Source organism: Pseudomonas sp. H1_F01 (assembly GCF_054681425.1).
The window spans coordinates 4183731-4199791 of the sequence record NZ_CP162823.1 but is presented as its reverse complement, the minus strand read 5'-3'; the positions used below and the strand labels follow the sequence as shown (position 1 = coordinate 4199791).

Below are 16061 nucleotides of genomic sequence, written 5' to 3'. Positions count from 1 at the left end.
AAGGCGAGCTTTTGGCTTGGCCGGGAAAGCGCCTTCAAAGACGACCCCGAAACAGAAACAGCATCAGCGCCACCAGGCAGGCCGTCGTCTGAATCCCACCCAGCGTCGTGACCGGCGCGAAGCTCAAGACCGAGGCCAGCCAGGTGGTCAGCGCAGCCGCACCCATGGAGAGAAAACCCAGCAGTGCAGAGGCCATCCCGGCTTCCTTGCCGAAAGGGCCCATGGTGATTGCCGTGCCCAGCGGATTGGCCAGGCCCATGCCCCACAGGAAGGTGATCATCGAGAGGGCATACCACCCAAGACCAGGCGCGGCTGGACCGACGAGCAGCAGGCCGCCGCCGGCCATGGCGCAGGCAATGCCCACGAGTGTGGCGATTCGGGCGCCATGACGATGCGCCAGGCGCGGAGCCGCCATGCCGGCTGCGAACACCACGAATACCGTAGAGGCGAAATACAGGCCGGTCTGCAACGAGGTCAGGCCGATACCTTGCATCAGGATGGCGGGCGCCGCCGCGAAGGAGGCGAACAGGCCGCTCATCAGCAGGCTCATTGAAAGGGCAGGGAGGATGAAGCGCTTGTCCAGCGCCAATCTGCCATAGGCAAGCACCACGCTCTTGGCCGAGTGCGGCGCCCGGCGATCGGCGGGATGGGTTTCTCCGAGGTCGCGCACGTAGAAAAAGGCCAGCACAACGGCGGCCAGTCCCACCAGGATGAAGATGGCACGCCAGCCGAGCGTGACGGACAGGACGCTGCCGGCCAGCGGCGAAAACCCAGGCGCCGCCGCAGTGGCGATCATCGTCAGCGACAATGCCCGGGCGAGCGTCTCGCCTTCAAACAGATCCCGGGCGATGGCGCGCGACAGCACCGAGGCTGCGCACACGCCCAACGCCTGGACGACGCGTCCGGCGATCAGCACATCAAGGGTGGTGGCAAGGCCGGCGATGACGGTGCCGACCACGAACACCGAGAGGCCGCCAAGCACCAGCTTCTGGCGCCCGTAGCGGTCGGCCAGTGGCCCGACCACCAACTGGCCCAAGGCGAACGTGATGAAGAAGCTGGACAGTGTCAGGCCGAGCTCGCGAGCAGTCACGCCCAAGTCTTCGCCGATATCCGCGAACGCCGGGAGAATGATGTTGGTAGACAGCATGCTGATCGCCGCCAGGCCTGCCAGCAGCGCTACGACTTTGCCGGTCAATGGTTGTGTAGAGGCGTGGGGTTGCTTAGCGGTAATCGCCAATGAAGTTCTGGCTTCCATACGTCATCTCCTGGGCTTGGTTGGCGGGCAAAGACGTTGATGCCAAGCGCCGCGGCAGTGGCTTTTGGTTCCGTCGTCGTGACGTTGGTGTCCACATGACGATCGTAATATTCCGCTAAATATGATGATTGTAATCTTTAGCGTCAAGTCAAATATTGGAAGGGCTCAGGTGAGATCGGGGGAGGGGGCTTAGGGGCTTGCTGGAATGAAGGGTTTGAACGGACGGGAAGAGGGTGAGGTCTACGTTTTTCAAGCGTCGTGACAGGAAAATAACCGATGCCTTCAATGGACATTCAGCCCTTGCTCGAAGAATTGCTGCTGGCTCGCGGCCCCGGCGGGCAGGAAGACGAGGTTCGGGAAATATGCCTCAGGGAGCTGGGCAAGCACTGCGATGAGATCTCTGTCGACGAGGCAGGCAATGTCAGGGGTCTGATCAAGGCTACCGCTGATTCTTTGCAAGCGCCCATCAGGGTCATGGCTCACCTTGATGAAATTGCCATGATCGTGAAGAAAGTAAGGCACGACGGTAATCTGGAGGTCGTGGCATTGGGCGGTGCCCAGCCCATCTGCTTCGGCGTTTGTCCGGTGGACATACTCGGCGATACCCAATACCTGCCCGGCGTACTGTCTTATGGCTCCATGCACAACAGTGGTGGTTCAGCGCAGGGGCGCGATGTCCTTTCAGGGGCTGTGAAGTGGAGCGATGTCCATGTCATCACCCGGTGTTCGCCGCAGGAACTGGCCGATGCCGGTGTCCGCCCCGGCGTTCGAGTGGTGCTTAGCCGGCACTGGCGTCAGCCGTTCCAAGTGAAAGATTCAGTTGCTGCTCACTTCCTCGATGACAGGGCGCCCTTGGCGGCAGTGATCACAACAGCACAGCACTTGAAAAACCGCAGGCATGAGCTCAAGCAAGACGTCTGGTTCGTCTGCACGACGCTTGAGGAGGAATCCAACGCCGGTGCGCTATATGCCGCTGCCCGCGTGCCGGGGGACACCACCATTGCTGTAGAGGTGGGGCCCGTCCTGGACGAGTACGGAACGGTTCTATCGGCAGACCCGATCATCAATACCGGGGACCAGAAGGGCTATTACACCCGCTCTGTCGTGGACGCCTTGATCAAGGCAGCAAAGCGCTCGGGATATGACCCACAAGTTGCCCTTCTGGTGGATTTCGCCTCCGACGCCAGTGCCATCATGAGTGCTGGAGTGGCGGCGCGAGTGGGGTGCATCGCCATTCCAACGGAAAATACCCATGGGTTTGAAATGGTGCTCCATGAAGGAATCATTGCGTGTGCGGCGACACTCACTCAATACCTGGTACGGGGTACGTGAAAGTACTTCCTAAACAGCCGGCCGCCGCATCGCCAGAATGGCCGCACCGAAGCCGATGAACGTCGAGCCAACGAGCCTGCTGATCCACACGGAAAACGCGGGCCGTTTCAGCACGCCTTTGGCCTGGGCCGCAATGGCGGCATACAGGCTCAAGGAAACCAGCGACAAGCCTGCGAATATCGACGTAAGAATCAGGAACTGCGGCAGCAGTGCGGCGCTCTGGTCGATGAATTGCGGGAACAGGGCGGTGAAGAACATCGTCGCCTTGGGGTTGGTGATGGCTGTCAGGAAGGCCGACTTGTACAGCTTTGAACGCGATGGCTTGCTGGTTTTGCCATCGGCTTGCACATCCTGCGCGAGTATCGGGCTCTTTTTGAACAGCTGCCTGGCGCCCAGGTAGAACAGATAACCCGCCCCCAGGACTTTCACGGCGTTGAACAGCCATTCGGAGCTGGCGAGCAACGCGCCCAATCCCAGCATGGCGGCGGCCGACAAGCAGAACAGCCCGCTGGCGTTGCCCACCGACGACCACACCGCGTAACGCGGCCCGTAGGCCAGGCTGTTATTGATCGCCATCAAGGTGGCAGGTCCGGGACTGGCGATGGCGATTGCCGCGACCAGGGTAAAGGCGAGAATTGAGTGCAGTTCCATTGATCACATTCGCGACTGATTGAGAGGATGTGCATCCTACAGGAGAACCTGGGGTTGGCTGAATACGGCCACCCAGCGTTTCCATTGGTGCAGCCACGCTCGGGGTGTTCATCGAGTGGTTCGCGACCCTGCTGGGGCCTGGCCTTGAGCGCTGAGCCGTCGGGGCGGCTTTAATGCTACAGTCCGGCCTTTCCTGGGGGAGGGGCGCGTCATGCGGATCGTAGTAATGGCTTTGACGATGGCGCTGCTGGGCGGATGCGCCACGGCCAACGAAACCTTTGGCATGGGACAGCTCTGCGGCCGCCATCCTTACTGCGGTGCGGCGACCGATATCGAGATCATCAAGGCCTCGACGAATGACAACGACGTGTATTCACGCGCGCTGGCACCGTTTGCCGTCGTCGACCTTCCTTTCAGCATCGTCGCCGATACGCTGATCCTGCCTTATACGATTTTTCATATGAGGCCTGCCGAGGAGTAGGTGTATTGCCTCGACGGGTTGAATCCGTGGGGCAGCAATGCGGCATTTTTGGTGACGATCACCGCCTACAGATTTCGCGAGGGACGCACATGATCGACGGTTCCGCTGTCTTGACAGTTTTTTTGGTCTACCTGGCTGGTGTCGTGATTCCTGGACCGAATTTCGTCGCGGTGGTCCATAAGGCGGTGGCGGCTACGCGCTCTGAAGCGCTGGCCTTGGTGGCGGGAATCGTACTGGTCAACCTGTTCTGGTCCACCTGTGCGATTGCAGGTCTCGGGGTTGTATTTGCTGCGCTCCCTTGGGCTGCGCTGGTTGTAAAGGTTCTGGGCGCAGCCTACCTGATGTGGTTCGGATTCCGACTGCTGATCAACGCGGGGAGGAGTGCGCCGGGCCCGCTGAATGATGCCGTCGCCGGTAGTTGCCGCCAGTCCTTTATTCAGGGGGTGATCACCAACATTGGCAACCCCAAGTCCATGGCTTTCTATGCCGCTGTTTTTTCAGCCGCGGCTCCCGCCCACGTTTCGCCAGGCACGTTTTTGTCGATGCTGGCAGTTGTCGTGGTGGTTTCAATGGCCTGGTATGCAATGGTCGCAATTGCTCTTTCGCAACCGAGGATTGCTTGCGCCTATCAAGGTAGGAAAAAAGCAATTGATCGACTGTGTGGTGGTTTGATCTTGTCTCTGGGGATTCGCCAGCTGGTTTAGCGAGTAGCCGTTGCTGGAGCAAGCCTTCCTCGTTGCACGCCAGGTCGGTGTTCCGCTGACCGACCTGGCGCTTACTGCCCAGCTGTTCAAACCCCTGCGGTGGCCTCGCGGACGAAGTCTTCGTAGGTGCGCAACGGACGCCCGAGGATGGTTTGTAGCCGTTCCACGGTTCCTTCAGCAGCCTGCATGCCAAACGTCTGGATACCGGACATCATCAGGCGCATGTCATAAGCCAGCCAGGCGGGACCGTACGCGGCCAATTGCGCTTCGAAGGCGGCCACATCGTCACCGCCGTAGGCGATCTCGCGACCCAGGGCTGAACTCCAGATATTAGCCGCGGCGGCACCGGTCAGTGCTTGTGGGCCGACCAGCTCCAGGGTTACACGGTCCAGGGCCGAAGGTGCCCTGTCGCGTCGCAGCAACTCGGCAGCGGCGATATCGGCGATGTCGCGGGCATCGATCATCGAGACGCCCGCCGAGCCGATCGGCATCGGGTACACCGAGTAGTTCTGAATCGTCTGCTGGACCATCAATTCGTTTTGCATGAAGTACGCCGGGCGCAGGATGGTCGCCGGGATGTCGAGGCTTTCGATCATGCGCTCGACCGTGTGCTTGCCGGTGAAGTGCGGAACGTGGGTGAACTTGTCAGCGTGAATCACCGACAGGTAGACGATGCGCTCGATGCCGGCCTCGCGAGCGAGGTTCAAGGTGATGAGGGCTTGTGTCACCTCGTCGGGGGTCACGGCATTGAGCAGGAACAGCGTACGCACCGACGCCAGCGCCTCGCGCAGCGAAGGCACGTCGGTGAGGTCGGCAACGACTTCAGTCACGCCCGCCGGGAATGTTCCCTTGCCAGGCTGGCGCACGAGGGCTTTGACGTTGGCGCCTGCGTCGGCGAGGCGCTGGATGATGAGTGAACCGATGGTGCCCGTGGCGCCGGTAACGAGAATGCTCATGTTGAATCTCCTGCAAAAGGGTGGGTAGCCGGAAAAGTCCGCTACGGCCTTGTCGGCCCGTTGCGATGATCAAACGATATTCCGTTGCAGAAACAAAACGAAGACGCCAGGATGTAGACACTCCGTTTCAAAAGTGGAACAGCATGAACCTGAACGCGCTGATCGATTTCACCCTCGTCGCAACGAACGAGGGGTTGGGAAAAGCAAGCCGTGCGAGCGGAATATCCAAGGCAACCTTGTCGCGCCGCATTGCCGACCTCGAGGAGCAATTGGGCGTCAGGCTGATCGAGCGCAGTGCGCGTGGTCTGAAGCTCACCGAGGCTGGAGAGCTGCTGCTGAGCAGGGCCGAAGGGCCGTTGGCCGAGGTGGTCGAAGCCATGGCGGCGGCGAAGGAGGGCGTATCGACGCCTCGCGGACGCTTGCGTGTCGCTGCCCCGGTCCTGTTTTCGCAGCTGGCGATGGGCGGCATCGGCGCAGCGTTTTGTGCGGCTTACCCGGACGTCACGATCGAGGTCATTTCGGAGGATCGCGTGGTTGATCTCGTCGAGGAACAATTTGATGTCGCCATCCGGATCAACCCCAGCCCGGACAGCGATTTAGTCGGTCGCTGTTTCGCCAAGGACCGGCTGGTGGTGGTGGCCGCGCCTGGATTACCTCGGCCTGCACCCGGCGCCATCCGCTCAGTTCCCGGTGTTGTGATGTCCAGTTTCGAGCCCACCCATTGGACACTCGATGGCGGCAGCCTGATTCTGGAGCCGATCCCCAGGCTGCGCTTCTCTTCGTTCCTGATGATCCGCGATGCGGCCATCGCCGGTGGTGGGGCTGCCCTCATTCCACAGTCCATCGCATGGAACCAGTTGGCCAGTGGCGAGTTGGTCCAGTGGGGCACGGTATCGGGGAAGGAAGCCGAACTCTGGGTCTTGCACACGTCCCGGCGTCTTGCTGCACCGAAGGTGCGTGCATTTGTCGATTTCATGTGCGCCAGGTACCCGGACATGTCGTTGGTACTGAAGGGGTAGGGACGATCAATCTCACGTCGGGTTGTCGGCAATGAGCCTCACCCTGTGGCAATCGGCCGGTCCGAGTTTCTGACCGCTTGAGGATCGAACATCCATCGGCATGAGGGCCTGTCCGGACGTGTTGTCCAACAGCACGGAACGCGTTTCTCCCGGCTCGAACAGGAAGCGTTCACCCCACTGTCGCAGGCTGACCACGACCGGAAAGATCTCTCGGCCTTTCTCTGTCAGGACGTATTCCTTGTAGGCGCTTCCATCGGATGCGGGTCGAACGTCGAACACCCCGACCTCGACCAACGCCTTGAGTCGCGAAGCCAGAATGTTCTTGGCCACGCCCAGGCTCTTCTGAAATTCGCTGAAGCGGCGAATGTCGTCGAATGCATCACGAATGATCATGAGCGACCAGCGATCGCCAATCACGTCCAGTGTCCTGGCTACCGGGCATTCGCTGTTTTGCGGTGAAGCGTTTTCCATTGTATTGACCTCCTGAAAAAGCATCGCAAGTCCGGTCGATGTCTGTGGTTGCAAATCGAAACCTGATCAGGCAACAATCCAGTCAGGTTTTCAATTGAAACCAGTTTAGCGTCAAGGAGACGTGCATGACAGCAGATGTCGATTGTTGCACCCAGCAGCCTTCGGGAAATTTGAGTGACGACCAATGTGCCGGGCTTTCGCCGGCGCTCACGTTATTGTTTTCCGTGACCTGCGCACTGGCCGTCGCCAATGTCTACTTCGCCCAGCCCTTGCTCGCCTCGATGGCCGAGAGCCTGGGCGTCGCGTCAGGATTTATCGGGGTGGTGGTGACGGCCACTCAGGTGGGTTACGCGCTGGGGTTGCTGTTCATCGTCCCGCTGGGGGACAGGGTCAACCGTAAACGCCTGGTTTTCGCGCAATTGGTGTTGTCCGCGCTTGTGCTGGCGGTCGTCGGTGCCGCCCAGCATTGGTTGGCTTTGCTGGGGGCCATGATCGTGATGGGCTTGCTGGCGGTGGTTGTCCAAGTGCTGGTGGCCTATGCCGCCGTGCTGTCTACGCCCTCCCAACGGGGGCAGGCCGTGGGAACCGTCACCAGCGGCGTGGTCCTGGGTATTCTCCTGGCGCGGTTTACCTCTGGAGTGATTGCCGATCTGGCGGGCTGGCGCGGGGTTTATTTCGTTTCCGCGGGATTGATGCTGACCATCGCGGCAGTGTTCTGGGCAGTGGTGCCTGCCGCCGTGTCGTCACCTGACCGGCAGCCTTACCTGGCGCTCATCCGGTCGCTGTTCAAGCTGTTCATGACCGAGCCGGTGCTACGGATCAGGGGGCTGCTGGCCTTGCTGATCTTTGCCGCGTTTTCGGTGTTATGGACCGCCATGGTGCTGCCGTTGAGCGCCGCGCCGCTGTCGCTTTCACATACGGCCATCGGCCTGTTTGGCCTGGCTGGCGTCGCCGGGGCCCTGGCAGCCAGAAGGGCCGGTCGCTGGGCCGATCAAGGCTTTGGACAACGCGTTACCGGCTGGTCGCTGGGGCTCCTGACGCTCTCCTGGCTGCCTATCACGTTTACCGAAACCTCCCTGATCGCACTGGTGTGCGGCGTGGTGTTGCTCGACTTCGCGGTGCAAGCCGTGCATGTCACCAACCAGAGCTTGATCTTCGCAGCACGGCCCGACGCGCAAAGTCGCATGGTCGGCGCGTACATGTGTTTCTACTCGGCGGGCAGCGCGCTGGGCGCGGCGGCCGCGACCCAGGTTTATGCGCTGTGGGGCTGGATGGCGGTCAGCCTGCTAGGCGCCTTGATCAGCCTCGCCGCGTTGGCAGTGTGGAGGCTCTCGCTTCATTGCGGCCACTGCTCAAGCAGGATCGAGACGAACTTCTCCGCAGCCGGGGAGAGCGATGCGCCCCGGCGGTAGACCAGGCCCAGCGAGCGGTTTACCACCGGCTCGATCAGCGGCACGCTGACCAGCGTTGGATGATCCCCGGCCGGCATCGCCAGGCTGGGCATCGCCGACACGCCGAGGCCAGCCTCGACCAATCCCAGCGACGTGGACAGGTGCTGCACTTCGTAAAACCATTGCGGGCGCCAGCTCAGGCCCGACAGTGCGTGGTCCAGCAGCATGCGGTTGCCGCTCAGGCGACCAACACCGATCAGCCGATAATCACTGAGTTCCGACCAGGTAACCGCACTGCGTTCAGCCAATTCATGATCGCGCCGGCAGGCCAGCACAAAGGGTTCGTTGACCAGGGGCACGAACTCGATGTCCGGGTGCTGGCCGCTCATCATGTTGATGCCGAAGTCGGCTTCGCCGCGCAGAACCGCTTCGAGCCCTTCGTTGGCGCTGAGGTCGAGCAGGCGGATGCGGATTTTCGGGTAGCGCTCGTTGTAGAGGCGGATCACCGAAGGCAGGAAATAAAACGCTGCCGTGGGAATGCAGGCCAAAGTTACCCGGCCGATCTGCCGCTCCGCCAGCTCGCGGATGTTGAGAATCGAGTCGTCGAAATCATCCAGCAGGCGCCGCGCCTTGGGCAGGAAATCACGGCCGACGCTCGTCAGGCTGACCTTGCGGGTGGTGCGATCGAGTAAAGCGGTTCCCAGGCCTTCCTCGAGTTTTTTCATCCGTCGGCTCAAGGCTGGTTGCGACAGATGCAGTGCGTCAGCGGCTTCGTGGAAACTGCCGAGTTCGGCGATTTTCACGAAAGATCGTATGTCCTGGAGTTCATATTCCATGTGCTACCTCACCGAGGAAGGGCCGTGCGCGATGATAATTAGCGTAAAGCAATTCATTTGTGAAACGCAATAATCGCTCTGATCTTTGCATTGGAAACACTTTTCAAACCCTGCCACTCTTGTTTCCAGAGCATCAATTATCCAGATTGATCAACAAGAGTTAGTGAACATGCAGCGAATTCCTTGTGTGCTAATGCGCGGCGGTACGTCCAAAGGCCCGGTATTTCTCGCCTGGGATCTGCCGGTCGCCATCGCCGAACGTGACGAGCTGCTGCTCAACCTGATGGGCTCGGGCCATGAGTTGGAAATCGACGGCATCGGTGGCGGCAGTCCACAAACCAGCAAAGTGGCGATCGTCAGCCCATCGCTGCACCCTGATGCGGATGTCGATTATTTGTTCGTCCAGGTCATGGTTTCCCAGCGTCGGGTCGATACCGCCCCCAACTGCGGCAACATGCTCTGCGCCGTCGGCCCGTTCGCTATCGAGCAGGGACTGGTCAAGCCTTCCGGCGACCTGACCCGGGTGCGTATTCGCAACCTCAATACCGGGACTTTCGTGAATTCCGAAGTGCAAACCCCAGAAGGCAAAGTCCGCTATGAAGGCGACACCGCCATTGATGGCGTGCCTGGCACAGCGGCTCCGGTGCAACTGACCTTTCTCGATGCGGCGGGCAGCAAGACAGGGAAACTCTTTCCCACTGGACAACCCCAGGACCTGATCGACGGCATCCCGGTGACCTGCATCGACATGGCGATGCCGATGGTGATCGTTCAAGCCAGTCAGCTTGGCAAGCGCGGCGATGAAAGCCCCGCTGAGCTGGACGCCGATAAAGCTTTCCTGCAGCGCCTGGAGTCCCTGCGCCTGAAAGCCGGCCTGGCCATGGGCTTGGGTGATGTCAGTGACAAGGTCATTCCCAAACCGGTGCTGGTGTCTCCGGCCAAGTCTGGCGGGACGGTCCAGGTGCGTTATTTCATGCCGCACAACTGTCACCGCGCCCTGGCGATCACCGGTTCCATCGGCTTGGCCACTGCGTGTGTGACCGAAGACAGCGTCGTCGCACAGTTGCTTGGCATCGTCAGCGAGCCGCGCTTGCAACAGGTTCGGATTGAGCACCCAAGCGGCGGCATTGATGTCGTACTGTCCTACACCGGTGAAAAGGGTGAGACCATTCAGGCTTCGGTAGTACGTACCGCGCGCCGGCTTTTCTCAGGTTACGTCTACGCCACGGCGTCCCAGCGGCTGGCCGGATAGCCCAGGCAGCCAGGGTCTTTTGCATCAGAACAATTCTAAAAATGGGTGATGCCATGAAAGTTGTTAAATCGCTCTACTTCCAGATCATCTGCGCCGTGCTGCTGGGCGTGGTCGTCGGGCACTTCTGGTCGCAACAGGCAATTGCCCTGAAGCCGCTGGGTGATGCCTTCATCAAGCTGATCAAGATGATGATCGCGCCGGTGGTGTTCTGCACCATTGTCACCGGCATCGCCGGCATGAGCGACAAGCGCTCGCTGGGGCGTTTGTTGAGCAAGACCATGCTGTTGTTCCTGGCGCTGACGGTGATCAGCCTGATCATCGGCCTGGTGTCGGTCTACCTGTTCAAGCCCGGCGCGGGCATGAACATCGATCCGACGCAGTTGAGCACCCAAGGATTGTCGCAGTACACCGAATCCGCCGCGAAACTGAGCGTGGTGGACTTCTTCATGCACATCATTCCCGACACCTTTATCGGCGCCTTCAATAAAGGCGAGGTGTTGCCGGTGCTGTTTATCGCGGTGCTCTGCGGTTTTGCCCTGTCGTCCTTGGGTGAGCGCGGCAAGCCGGTGCTGGAGGTCCTGGAATCAGCTTCGCACATGGTCTTCAAGATTTTCTCCTACCTGATGCGTTTCGCTCCGATCGGCGCTTTCGGGGCCTTGGCCTTCACGGTGGGGCAGTACGGGATCACGTCGCTGGGCTCGCTGGCCAAGCTGATCATGACCTTGTATATCGCCTGTGCCTTCTTCGTCTTCGTGGTGTTGGGCAGCATCTGCCGCGCACATGGCTTCAGCCTCTGGAAGCTGCTGCGTTATCTGCGTGAAGAATTCCTGGTGGTACTGGGGACGTCCTCGACCGAACCGGTGATGCCGCGAATGTTGGAAAAACTCCAGGCCCTGGGTTGCAAGAAAGGCGTCGTGGGGCTGGTGCTGCCGACAGGTTACTCGTTCAACCTCGACGGCACGGCGATCTACCTGTCGCTGGCGGCGATCTTCATTGCCCAGGCCTGCAACATCGACCTGACGCTGACCCAGGTCATCAGCATGCTGGCGATCATGCTGCTGTCGTCAAAGGGGGCCGCGGGTGTGACCGGCAGCGGGTTTGTCGCCCTGGCCTCGACCTTGACGGTCATCCACGACATTCCCCTGGCGGGCCTGGCCCTGTTGATCGGGATCGACCGGTTCATGTCCGAAGCGCGGGCGTTGACCAGCCTGGCGAGCAACGCCGTTGCGACCGTGGTGATCTCCCTTTCGGAGAATGCCTGCGACCGCGAAGTCCTGTTGCGGACCCTGGATGGCAAACCCGCCCTGACGCAGACCCCGGCAACGGACTCAGCCTGGGACGACACGAAGGTCGCCAAACACATCTAGCCGCTCGCGGCTGACTCGACGGCACCACATCAGCTCACTCACTACCTGCGCCAGGCACACTTTTGCGTGTTGCCTGGCGGGTTGGGGGGCGTGCGCCTGAATGTCAGCCAAGCTACTCATAACAACAAGAGAACTGACATATGCTCGCTTTACTTGGCTTGGCCATGGTGGTGGTCTTTACCTTCCTGATAATGACCAAACGGTTGTCACCGATCGTCGCCCTGACGGTGGTGCCCATCGTCTTTGCCGTGCTCGGCGGCTTTGGCGGGACCACCGGCAAGATGATGTTGGACGGCCTGAAAATGGTCGCGCCGTCGGCGGCACTGTTGTTGTTCGCGATCCTGTTTTTCGGCCTGATGATCGACGCCGGTCTGTTCGACCCGTTGATCCGCAAAATCCTCAAGCGGGTCAATGGCGACCCGATGAAGATCGCCGTGGGCACTGCGCTGCTGTCGCTGTTGGTGGCGCTGGACGGTGACGGCACGACGACTTACATGATCACCTGTGCCGCGATGCTGCCGCTGTACAAACGCATCGGCATGAATCCGATGATCCTGGCGACTGTTTCCATGCTCTCCTTGAGCATCATGAGCGGCATGACCCCTTGGGGCGGCCCGGCGACCCGCGCGATCGCGGCATTGGGCCTGGATGCCGGTGAGTACTTCGTGCCCTTGCTGCCGACCATGATCGGCGGTGCGATGTGGGTGGTGTTCACGGCGTTCCTGCTAGGTCGTGCCGAGCGCAGGCGCATCGGCAACGTCCAGCTGCAAAGCGGTGGCGGTGACTGCTACATCAACGCGATCATCGAGAATACGCCGCACAAGCGTCCGAAGCTGGCCTACGTCAACCTGCTGCTGGTGGTTGCGGTGATGGTTGCGCTGGTGATGGGGCTCATGCACTCGGCGATCCTGTTCCTGATCGGTTTCGTCCTGGCGCTGATGATCAACTATCCGCAGTTGGACATTCAGAAGGAGCGCATTCTCGCCCACTCGGGCAACGCCATGACCGTGGTCCTGCTGGTGTTCGCCGCGGGCATCTTCGCCGGGATTTTTTCCGGGACGAAAATGGTCGATGCCCTGGCACAAACCCTGGTCGACTGGATTCCGCCTTCCTGGGGCCATCTGTTCCCGCTGGTGGTGGCGATTACCAGCATGCCGCTGACCTTCGTATTGTCCAACGATGCCTACTACTTCGGTGTCGTGCCGATCCTGGCCAATGCCGCTGCCGCCTATGGCATCGATCCGGTGGAAATTGCCCGGGCGTCCATTCTCGGCCAGCCGGTGCACTTGATGAGCCCGCTGGTGGCCTCGACCTTGTTGCTGGTGGGCATGGTTGACCGCGACCTTGGCGACTTCCAGAAAGCCACCGTCAAATGGGCGGTGCTCACGTCCCTGGTGATTACTGCACTGGCGCTGCTGACCGGGGCGCTGACGCTGTTTTCCTGATTCACCCGACACCTTAGCTTTTTGCCTGACACGCCTGCGCAAGCGGGTGTGCGCTGGCTTGCACGCCAAATAACAACAACGAGTAGCTCGACATGACCACTTTGCTTACCCGCGGGGCTTTGTTTCCAATCCTTGGGCTGTTGCCTCTGGCCTCGGCCAGTGCCGAAGGTTTCATCGACGACAGCAAACTCAAGCTGCAATTGCGCAACGTCTACTTCAACGAAAATTTTCGCGACGAGCACGGGATGAGCGCACGGGCGGCGAGGACCGCCAAGAGTGAGCGCACCGAATGGGCCCAGGGCTTCCTGCTGGATTACCAGTCAGGCTTTACGCCGGGCACCATCGGCTTCGGGGTCGACGCCCTGGGCCTGCTCGGGGTCAAGCTCGACTCCGGGCGTGGTCGCAGCGGCACCGGCCTGCTACCGGTGCATGACGACGGTCGCGCCGCCGACGAGTTTGCCAGCGCAGGGATGACCGCCAAGGCCAGGGTGGCCAAGACCACGCTCAAATACGGCACGTTGCTGCCCAAGACTCCGGTGCTGGTCTACAACGATGCGCGGCTGTTGCCCCAGACTTACCAGGGCACCCAGATCAGCAGCACTGACATCGACAACCTCACCATCACCGGCGGGTATCTGGAGCGTTTCAAGCTGCGCGATTCGAGCGACAGCATGCCCATCGTGCCCGATGGCTACGGCGGCGATAAGTCCGGTGACTTCAGCTATGCCGGTGCCGACTACAAGTTGGGCAAAAACATCCGCCTGAGCTACTTCTATGGCGAGCTGGAGAATTTCTATCGACAGAATTTTGCCGGCATCCAGCATGATCTGCCCTTGGGCGCTGGGGTATTGACCAGCGACCTGCGCTACTTCAACAGCGTCGATTCGGGTTCGGCCTACGGTGGCAAGATCGACAACGACATGCTCAGCGGATCGCTGTCCTACGCCGTTGTCGGCCATACACTGAGCGCCGGCTATCAAACCCTCAGCGGCGAGGCGGGCCTGCCTTATGTCAGCGGCGCCACGGTGTACTCCTTCAGCAACGTCGGGATCGGCAAGTTCATCGAGGAAGACGAGAAGACCTGGATGCTCGGTTATGGCTACGACTTCGCTCGCCTCGGTGTGCCCGGCCTGACATTTTCCACCCGCTACCTGAGCGGCAACGACGGCAAGTCCAATACCACCGTCAAAGAGTGGGAGCGTGACGCAGAGATCGCCTACGTGGTGCAGCAGGGTACGTTCAAGGGGCTGGGGGTGAAGTTGCGCAACTACGTCTATCGCTCGGACTTTTCCCGTGGCCGTGACAGCAACCGGATCTATTTCACCTATGACATCGCGCTTTGGTAGGACGCCGTGCGCGACGGCCGGTGCCTTGGCGTAGCGTGCCCCCAGGGCATGCATCCAACCCAACAACCCATGTGGGAGCGAGCTTGCTCGCGATGACGGTGTCAGATCCAGCATCATCGTTGGCTGATGGTCCGCCATCGCGAGCAAGCTCGCTCCCACAGGGAAAGGGGCCCGCGCTCATCACGGTGGCCCGGTTCGATTCTTTGCGACATCATGGCGGCAATTTTCTTTGGGGCAATGCCCGTCGAGGCCGCTATGGATCGCAACCGAGACCGACGTAACAAGCTTTCCCTGGATGGCCTGAATTTTTTCCTCGCGGATGTACGCGATGGGCTGGGTCCTTACCTGGCGATCTACCTGCTGGCGGTGCATCGCTGGGACCCTGCCAGCATTGGCGTGGTGATGACGGTGGCCGCTATGGCCGGGCTCGTCGCCCAGGCGCCCGCCGGAGCGCTGATCGACCGGGTGCGCAGCAAACGTGCCGTGGTGGCCGTGGCTGCCTTGATGGTGACGCTGGGTTGCCTGGTGCTACCGTTCACGTCTTCCTTCGGCCTGGTGGCGCTGACCCAGGCGCTCGGCGCCGTGGCGGCGTCGGTCTTCGCGCCGGCCATTGCGGCCATCTCCCTGGGCATTACCGGCGCCCGGGCCTTTACGCGGCGTACTGGGCGCAACGAGACATTCAACCACGCGGGCAATGCCTGCGCAGCGCTGCTGGCGGGTGGGTTCGCCTGGCTGTTCGGTCCCATTGCGGTGTTCTACCTGATGGCCGCGATGGCATTGGCCAGCATCGTGGCGGTCAGTTGCGTGTCCGCCGAGGCCATCGACCATGACGTGGCCCGGGGCCTGGAGGCCGGTCAGTCGGTGCAGGGCCCGACGCCCTCGGCGCTGCGCGTGTTGCTGGATAACCGCACGCTGCTGTTGTTCGCCATTTGCTGCGGGCTGTTTCACCTGGCGAACGCGGCGATGCTCCCGCTGGTCAGCCAGAAGCTCGCCCAGGCCAATGCCCACCTGGCCACGCCGCTGACGTCGACTTGTATCGTCGCGGCGCAACTGGTCATGGTGCCCATGGCGTGGCTGGTCGGCGTCAAGGCCGATGCCTGGGGACGCAAGCCGTTGTTGCTGGCCGGCTTCCTGATCCTGCCCATTCGAGGGGTGTTGTACGTGCTCTCGGATGACCCCTATTGGTTGGTGGCGGTGCAGTTGCTCGATGGGATCGGTGCCGGGCTGTTTGGCGCGCTGTTTCCACTGGTGGTCAAGGACCTGACCCAGGGCACCGGGCGTTTCAACGTCAGCCTCGGGGTGCTGTCGACGGTGTTCGGGTTCGGCGCGGCGTTGAGTAACAGCCTGGCCGGCTTTGTGGTGCAGGGGGCTGGCTACAGCGCGGCGTTCCTGACCCTGGCGGCGATTGCTGCGTTGGCATTTGGTCTGTTGCTGGCGATGCCCGAAACTTTCATGCACAGCCGCGCCCCACAGCCCGGCACGCTTACGGTCGCTGACGGCGGGGTCGCTTGAGCCTGCGTATCACCTATGTGTGAGCGAGCTTGCTCGCGATGGC

15 protein-coding genes are annotated in these 16061 nt (G+C 61.1%); 10 read left to right on the top strand and 5 right to left on the bottom strand.

Annotated elements, in window-relative coordinates:
- Window positions 1-34: 34 nt before the first annotated feature.
- Entirely contained in the window at window positions 35-1255 is a 1221-nt protein-coding gene (locus tag AB4O09_RS18910; protein ID WP_100264148.1) for a multidrug effflux MFS transporter, read from the bottom strand.
- Between the two features lie 285 nt (window positions 1256-1540).
- Here AB4O09_RS18910 and AB4O09_RS18905 point away from each other — a divergent pair, with 285 nt between their 5' ends.
- Window positions 1541-2587, top strand: coding sequence for a M28 family peptidase (locus AB4O09_RS18905; RefSeq protein WP_028236550.1), 1047 nt, complete (start codon window positions 1541-1543; stop codon window positions 2585-2587).
- 9 nt (window positions 2588-2596) lie between these two features.
- On the opposite strand, the gene AB4O09_RS18900 is transcribed toward AB4O09_RS18905, so the two are convergent.
- Window positions 2597-3238, bottom strand: a complete 642-nt coding sequence (locus AB4O09_RS18900; RefSeq protein ID WP_028236549.1) for a LysE family translocator — start codon at window positions 3236-3238, stop codon at window positions 2597-2599.
- Between the two features lie 211 nt (window positions 3239-3449).
- On the opposite strand from AB4O09_RS18900, the gene AB4O09_RS18895 reads away from it, so the two are divergent.
- Both AB4O09_RS18895 and AB4O09_RS18890 read left to right on the top strand, forming a co-directional pair.
- On the top strand, window positions 3450-3719 hold the full coding sequence (locus tag AB4O09_RS18895) for a YceK/YidQ family lipoprotein (RefSeq protein WP_027912369.1): 270 nt from the start codon (window positions 3450-3452) through the stop codon (window positions 3717-3719).
- An 89-nt stretch (window positions 3720-3808) separates the two neighbouring features.
- On the top strand, window positions 3809-4423 hold the full coding sequence (locus AB4O09_RS18890; protein WP_027912368.1) for a LysE family translocator: 615 nt from the start codon (window positions 3809-3811) through the stop codon (window positions 4421-4423).
- 86 nt (window positions 4424-4509) lie between these two features.
- Here AB4O09_RS18890 and AB4O09_RS18885 read toward each other — a convergent pair whose 3' ends face one another.
- Entirely contained in the window at window positions 4510-5379 is an 870-nt protein-coding gene (locus tag AB4O09_RS18885) for an NmrA family NAD(P)-binding protein (protein ID WP_013693019.1), read from the bottom strand.
- 143 nt (window positions 5380-5522) lie between these two features.
- On the opposite strand from AB4O09_RS18885, the gene AB4O09_RS18880 reads away from it, so the two are divergent.
- Window positions 5523-6398, top strand: coding sequence for a LysR family transcriptional regulator (locus tag AB4O09_RS18880; protein WP_003200698.1), 876 nt, complete (start codon window positions 5523-5525; stop codon window positions 6396-6398).
- Between the two features lie 12 nt (window positions 6399-6410).
- Here AB4O09_RS18880 and AB4O09_RS18875 read toward each other — a convergent pair whose 3' ends face one another.
- Window positions 6411-6869 carry a winged helix-turn-helix transcriptional regulator gene (locus tag AB4O09_RS18875; protein WP_003200700.1) on the bottom strand — a complete coding sequence of 153 codons (459 nt, stop codon included), beginning with the start codon at window positions 6867-6869 and terminating at the stop codon, window positions 6411-6413.
- A gap of 125 nt (window positions 6870-6994) precedes the next feature.
- Between AB4O09_RS18875 and AB4O09_RS18870 the strand changes: the two genes are divergently transcribed.
- Window positions 6995-8281 carry an MFS transporter gene (locus tag AB4O09_RS18870; protein WP_003200703.1) on the top strand — a complete coding sequence of 429 codons (1287 nt, stop codon included), beginning with the start codon at window positions 6995-6997 and terminating at the stop codon, window positions 8279-8281.
- Here the strand turns inward: AB4O09_RS18870 and AB4O09_RS18865 are convergent.
- Window positions 8206-9096 (bottom strand): LysR family transcriptional regulator, encoded by an 891-nt coding sequence (locus tag AB4O09_RS18865; protein WP_003200706.1) that lies wholly within the window; start codon window positions 9094-9096, stop codon window positions 8206-8208. The genes AB4O09_RS18870 and AB4O09_RS18865 overlap by 76 nt on opposite strands.
- Window positions 9097-9265: 169 nt before the next feature.
- On the opposite strand from AB4O09_RS18865, the gene AB4O09_RS18860 reads away from it, so the two are divergent.
- The 5 genes from AB4O09_RS18860 to AB4O09_RS18840 all read left to right on the top strand — a co-directional run bounded on the left by AB4O09_RS18860 (window position 9266) and on the right by AB4O09_RS18840 (window position 16018).
- Window positions 9266-10348: a 4-oxalomesaconate tautomerase gene (locus tag AB4O09_RS18860; RefSeq protein ID WP_043042598.1), complete on the top strand. Its 1083-nt coding sequence runs from the start codon at window positions 9266-9268 to the stop codon at window positions 10346-10348.
- 41 nt (window positions 10349-10389) lie between these two features.
- Complete coding sequence (locus AB4O09_RS18855; RefSeq protein ID WP_043042599.1) at window positions 10390-11715, top strand: dicarboxylate/amino acid:cation symporter; 1326 nt, start codon at window positions 10390-10392, stop codon at window positions 11713-11715.
- 140 nt (window positions 11716-11855) lie between these two features.
- Window positions 11856-13160 (top strand): CitMHS family transporter, encoded by a 1305-nt coding sequence (locus tag AB4O09_RS18850; RefSeq protein ID WP_039011617.1) that lies wholly within the window; start codon window positions 11856-11858, stop codon window positions 13158-13160.
- 92 nt (window positions 13161-13252) lie between these two features.
- Entirely contained in the window at window positions 13253-14506 is a 1254-nt protein-coding gene (locus AB4O09_RS18845; RefSeq protein WP_003200717.1) for an OprD family porin, read from the top strand.
- A gap of 255 nt (window positions 14507-14761) precedes the next feature.
- A complete protein-coding gene (locus tag AB4O09_RS18840) occupies window positions 14762-16018 on the top strand; it encodes an MFS transporter (protein WP_460053195.1) in 1257 nt (418 codons plus the stop codon).
- The last annotated feature ends 43 nt before the right edge of the window (window positions 16019-16061 follow it).

Excerpts from the sequence above, each read along its gene's own strand:
- AB4O09_RS18910 (WP_100264148.1), bottom strand. The coding sequence starts at position 1,255 with ATGGAAGCCAGAACTTCATTGGCGATTACCGCTAAGCAACCCCACGCC.
- AB4O09_RS18905 (WP_028236550.1), top strand. The coding sequence starts at position 1,541 with ATGGACATTCAGCCCTTGCTCGAAGAATTGCTGCTGGCTCGCGGCCCC.
- AB4O09_RS18900 (WP_028236549.1), bottom strand. The coding sequence starts at position 3,238 with ATGGAACTGCACTCAATTCTCGCCTTTACCCTGGTCGCGGCAATCGCC.
- AB4O09_RS18895 (WP_027912369.1), top strand. The coding sequence starts at position 3,450 with ATGCGGATCGTAGTAATGGCTTTGACGATGGCGCTGCTGGGCGGATGC.
- AB4O09_RS18890 (WP_027912368.1), top strand. The coding sequence starts at position 3,809 with ATGATCGACGGTTCCGCTGTCTTGACAGTTTTTTTGGTCTACCTGGCT.
- AB4O09_RS18885 (WP_013693019.1), bottom strand. The coding sequence starts at position 5,379 with ATGAGCATTCTCGTTACCGGCGCCACGGGCACCATCGGTTCACTCATC.
- AB4O09_RS18880 (WP_003200698.1), top strand. The coding sequence starts at position 5,523 with ATGAACCTGAACGCGCTGATCGATTTCACCCTCGTCGCAACGAACGAG.
- AB4O09_RS18875 (WP_003200700.1), bottom strand. The coding sequence starts at position 6,869 with ATGGAAAACGCTTCACCGCAAAACAGCGAATGCCCGGTAGCCAGGACA.
- AB4O09_RS18870 (WP_003200703.1), top strand. The coding sequence starts at position 6,995 with ATGACAGCAGATGTCGATTGTTGCACCCAGCAGCCTTCGGGAAATTTG.
- AB4O09_RS18865 (WP_003200706.1), bottom strand. The coding sequence starts at position 9,096 with ATGGAATATGAACTCCAGGACATACGATCTTTCGTGAAAATCGCCGAA.
- AB4O09_RS18860 (WP_043042598.1), top strand. The coding sequence starts at position 9,266 with ATGCAGCGAATTCCTTGTGTGCTAATGCGCGGCGGTACGTCCAAAGGC.
- AB4O09_RS18855 (WP_043042599.1), top strand. The coding sequence starts at position 10,390 with ATGGGTGATGCCATGAAAGTTGTTAAATCGCTCTACTTCCAGATCATC.
- AB4O09_RS18850 (WP_039011617.1), top strand. The coding sequence starts at position 11,856 with ATGCTCGCTTTACTTGGCTTGGCCATGGTGGTGGTCTTTACCTTCCTG.
- AB4O09_RS18845 (WP_003200717.1), top strand. The coding sequence starts at position 13,253 with ATGACCACTTTGCTTACCCGCGGGGCTTTGTTTCCAATCCTTGGGCTG.
- AB4O09_RS18840 (WP_460053195.1), top strand. The coding sequence starts at position 14,762 with ATGGATCGCAACCGAGACCGACGTAACAAGCTTTCCCTGGATGGCCTG.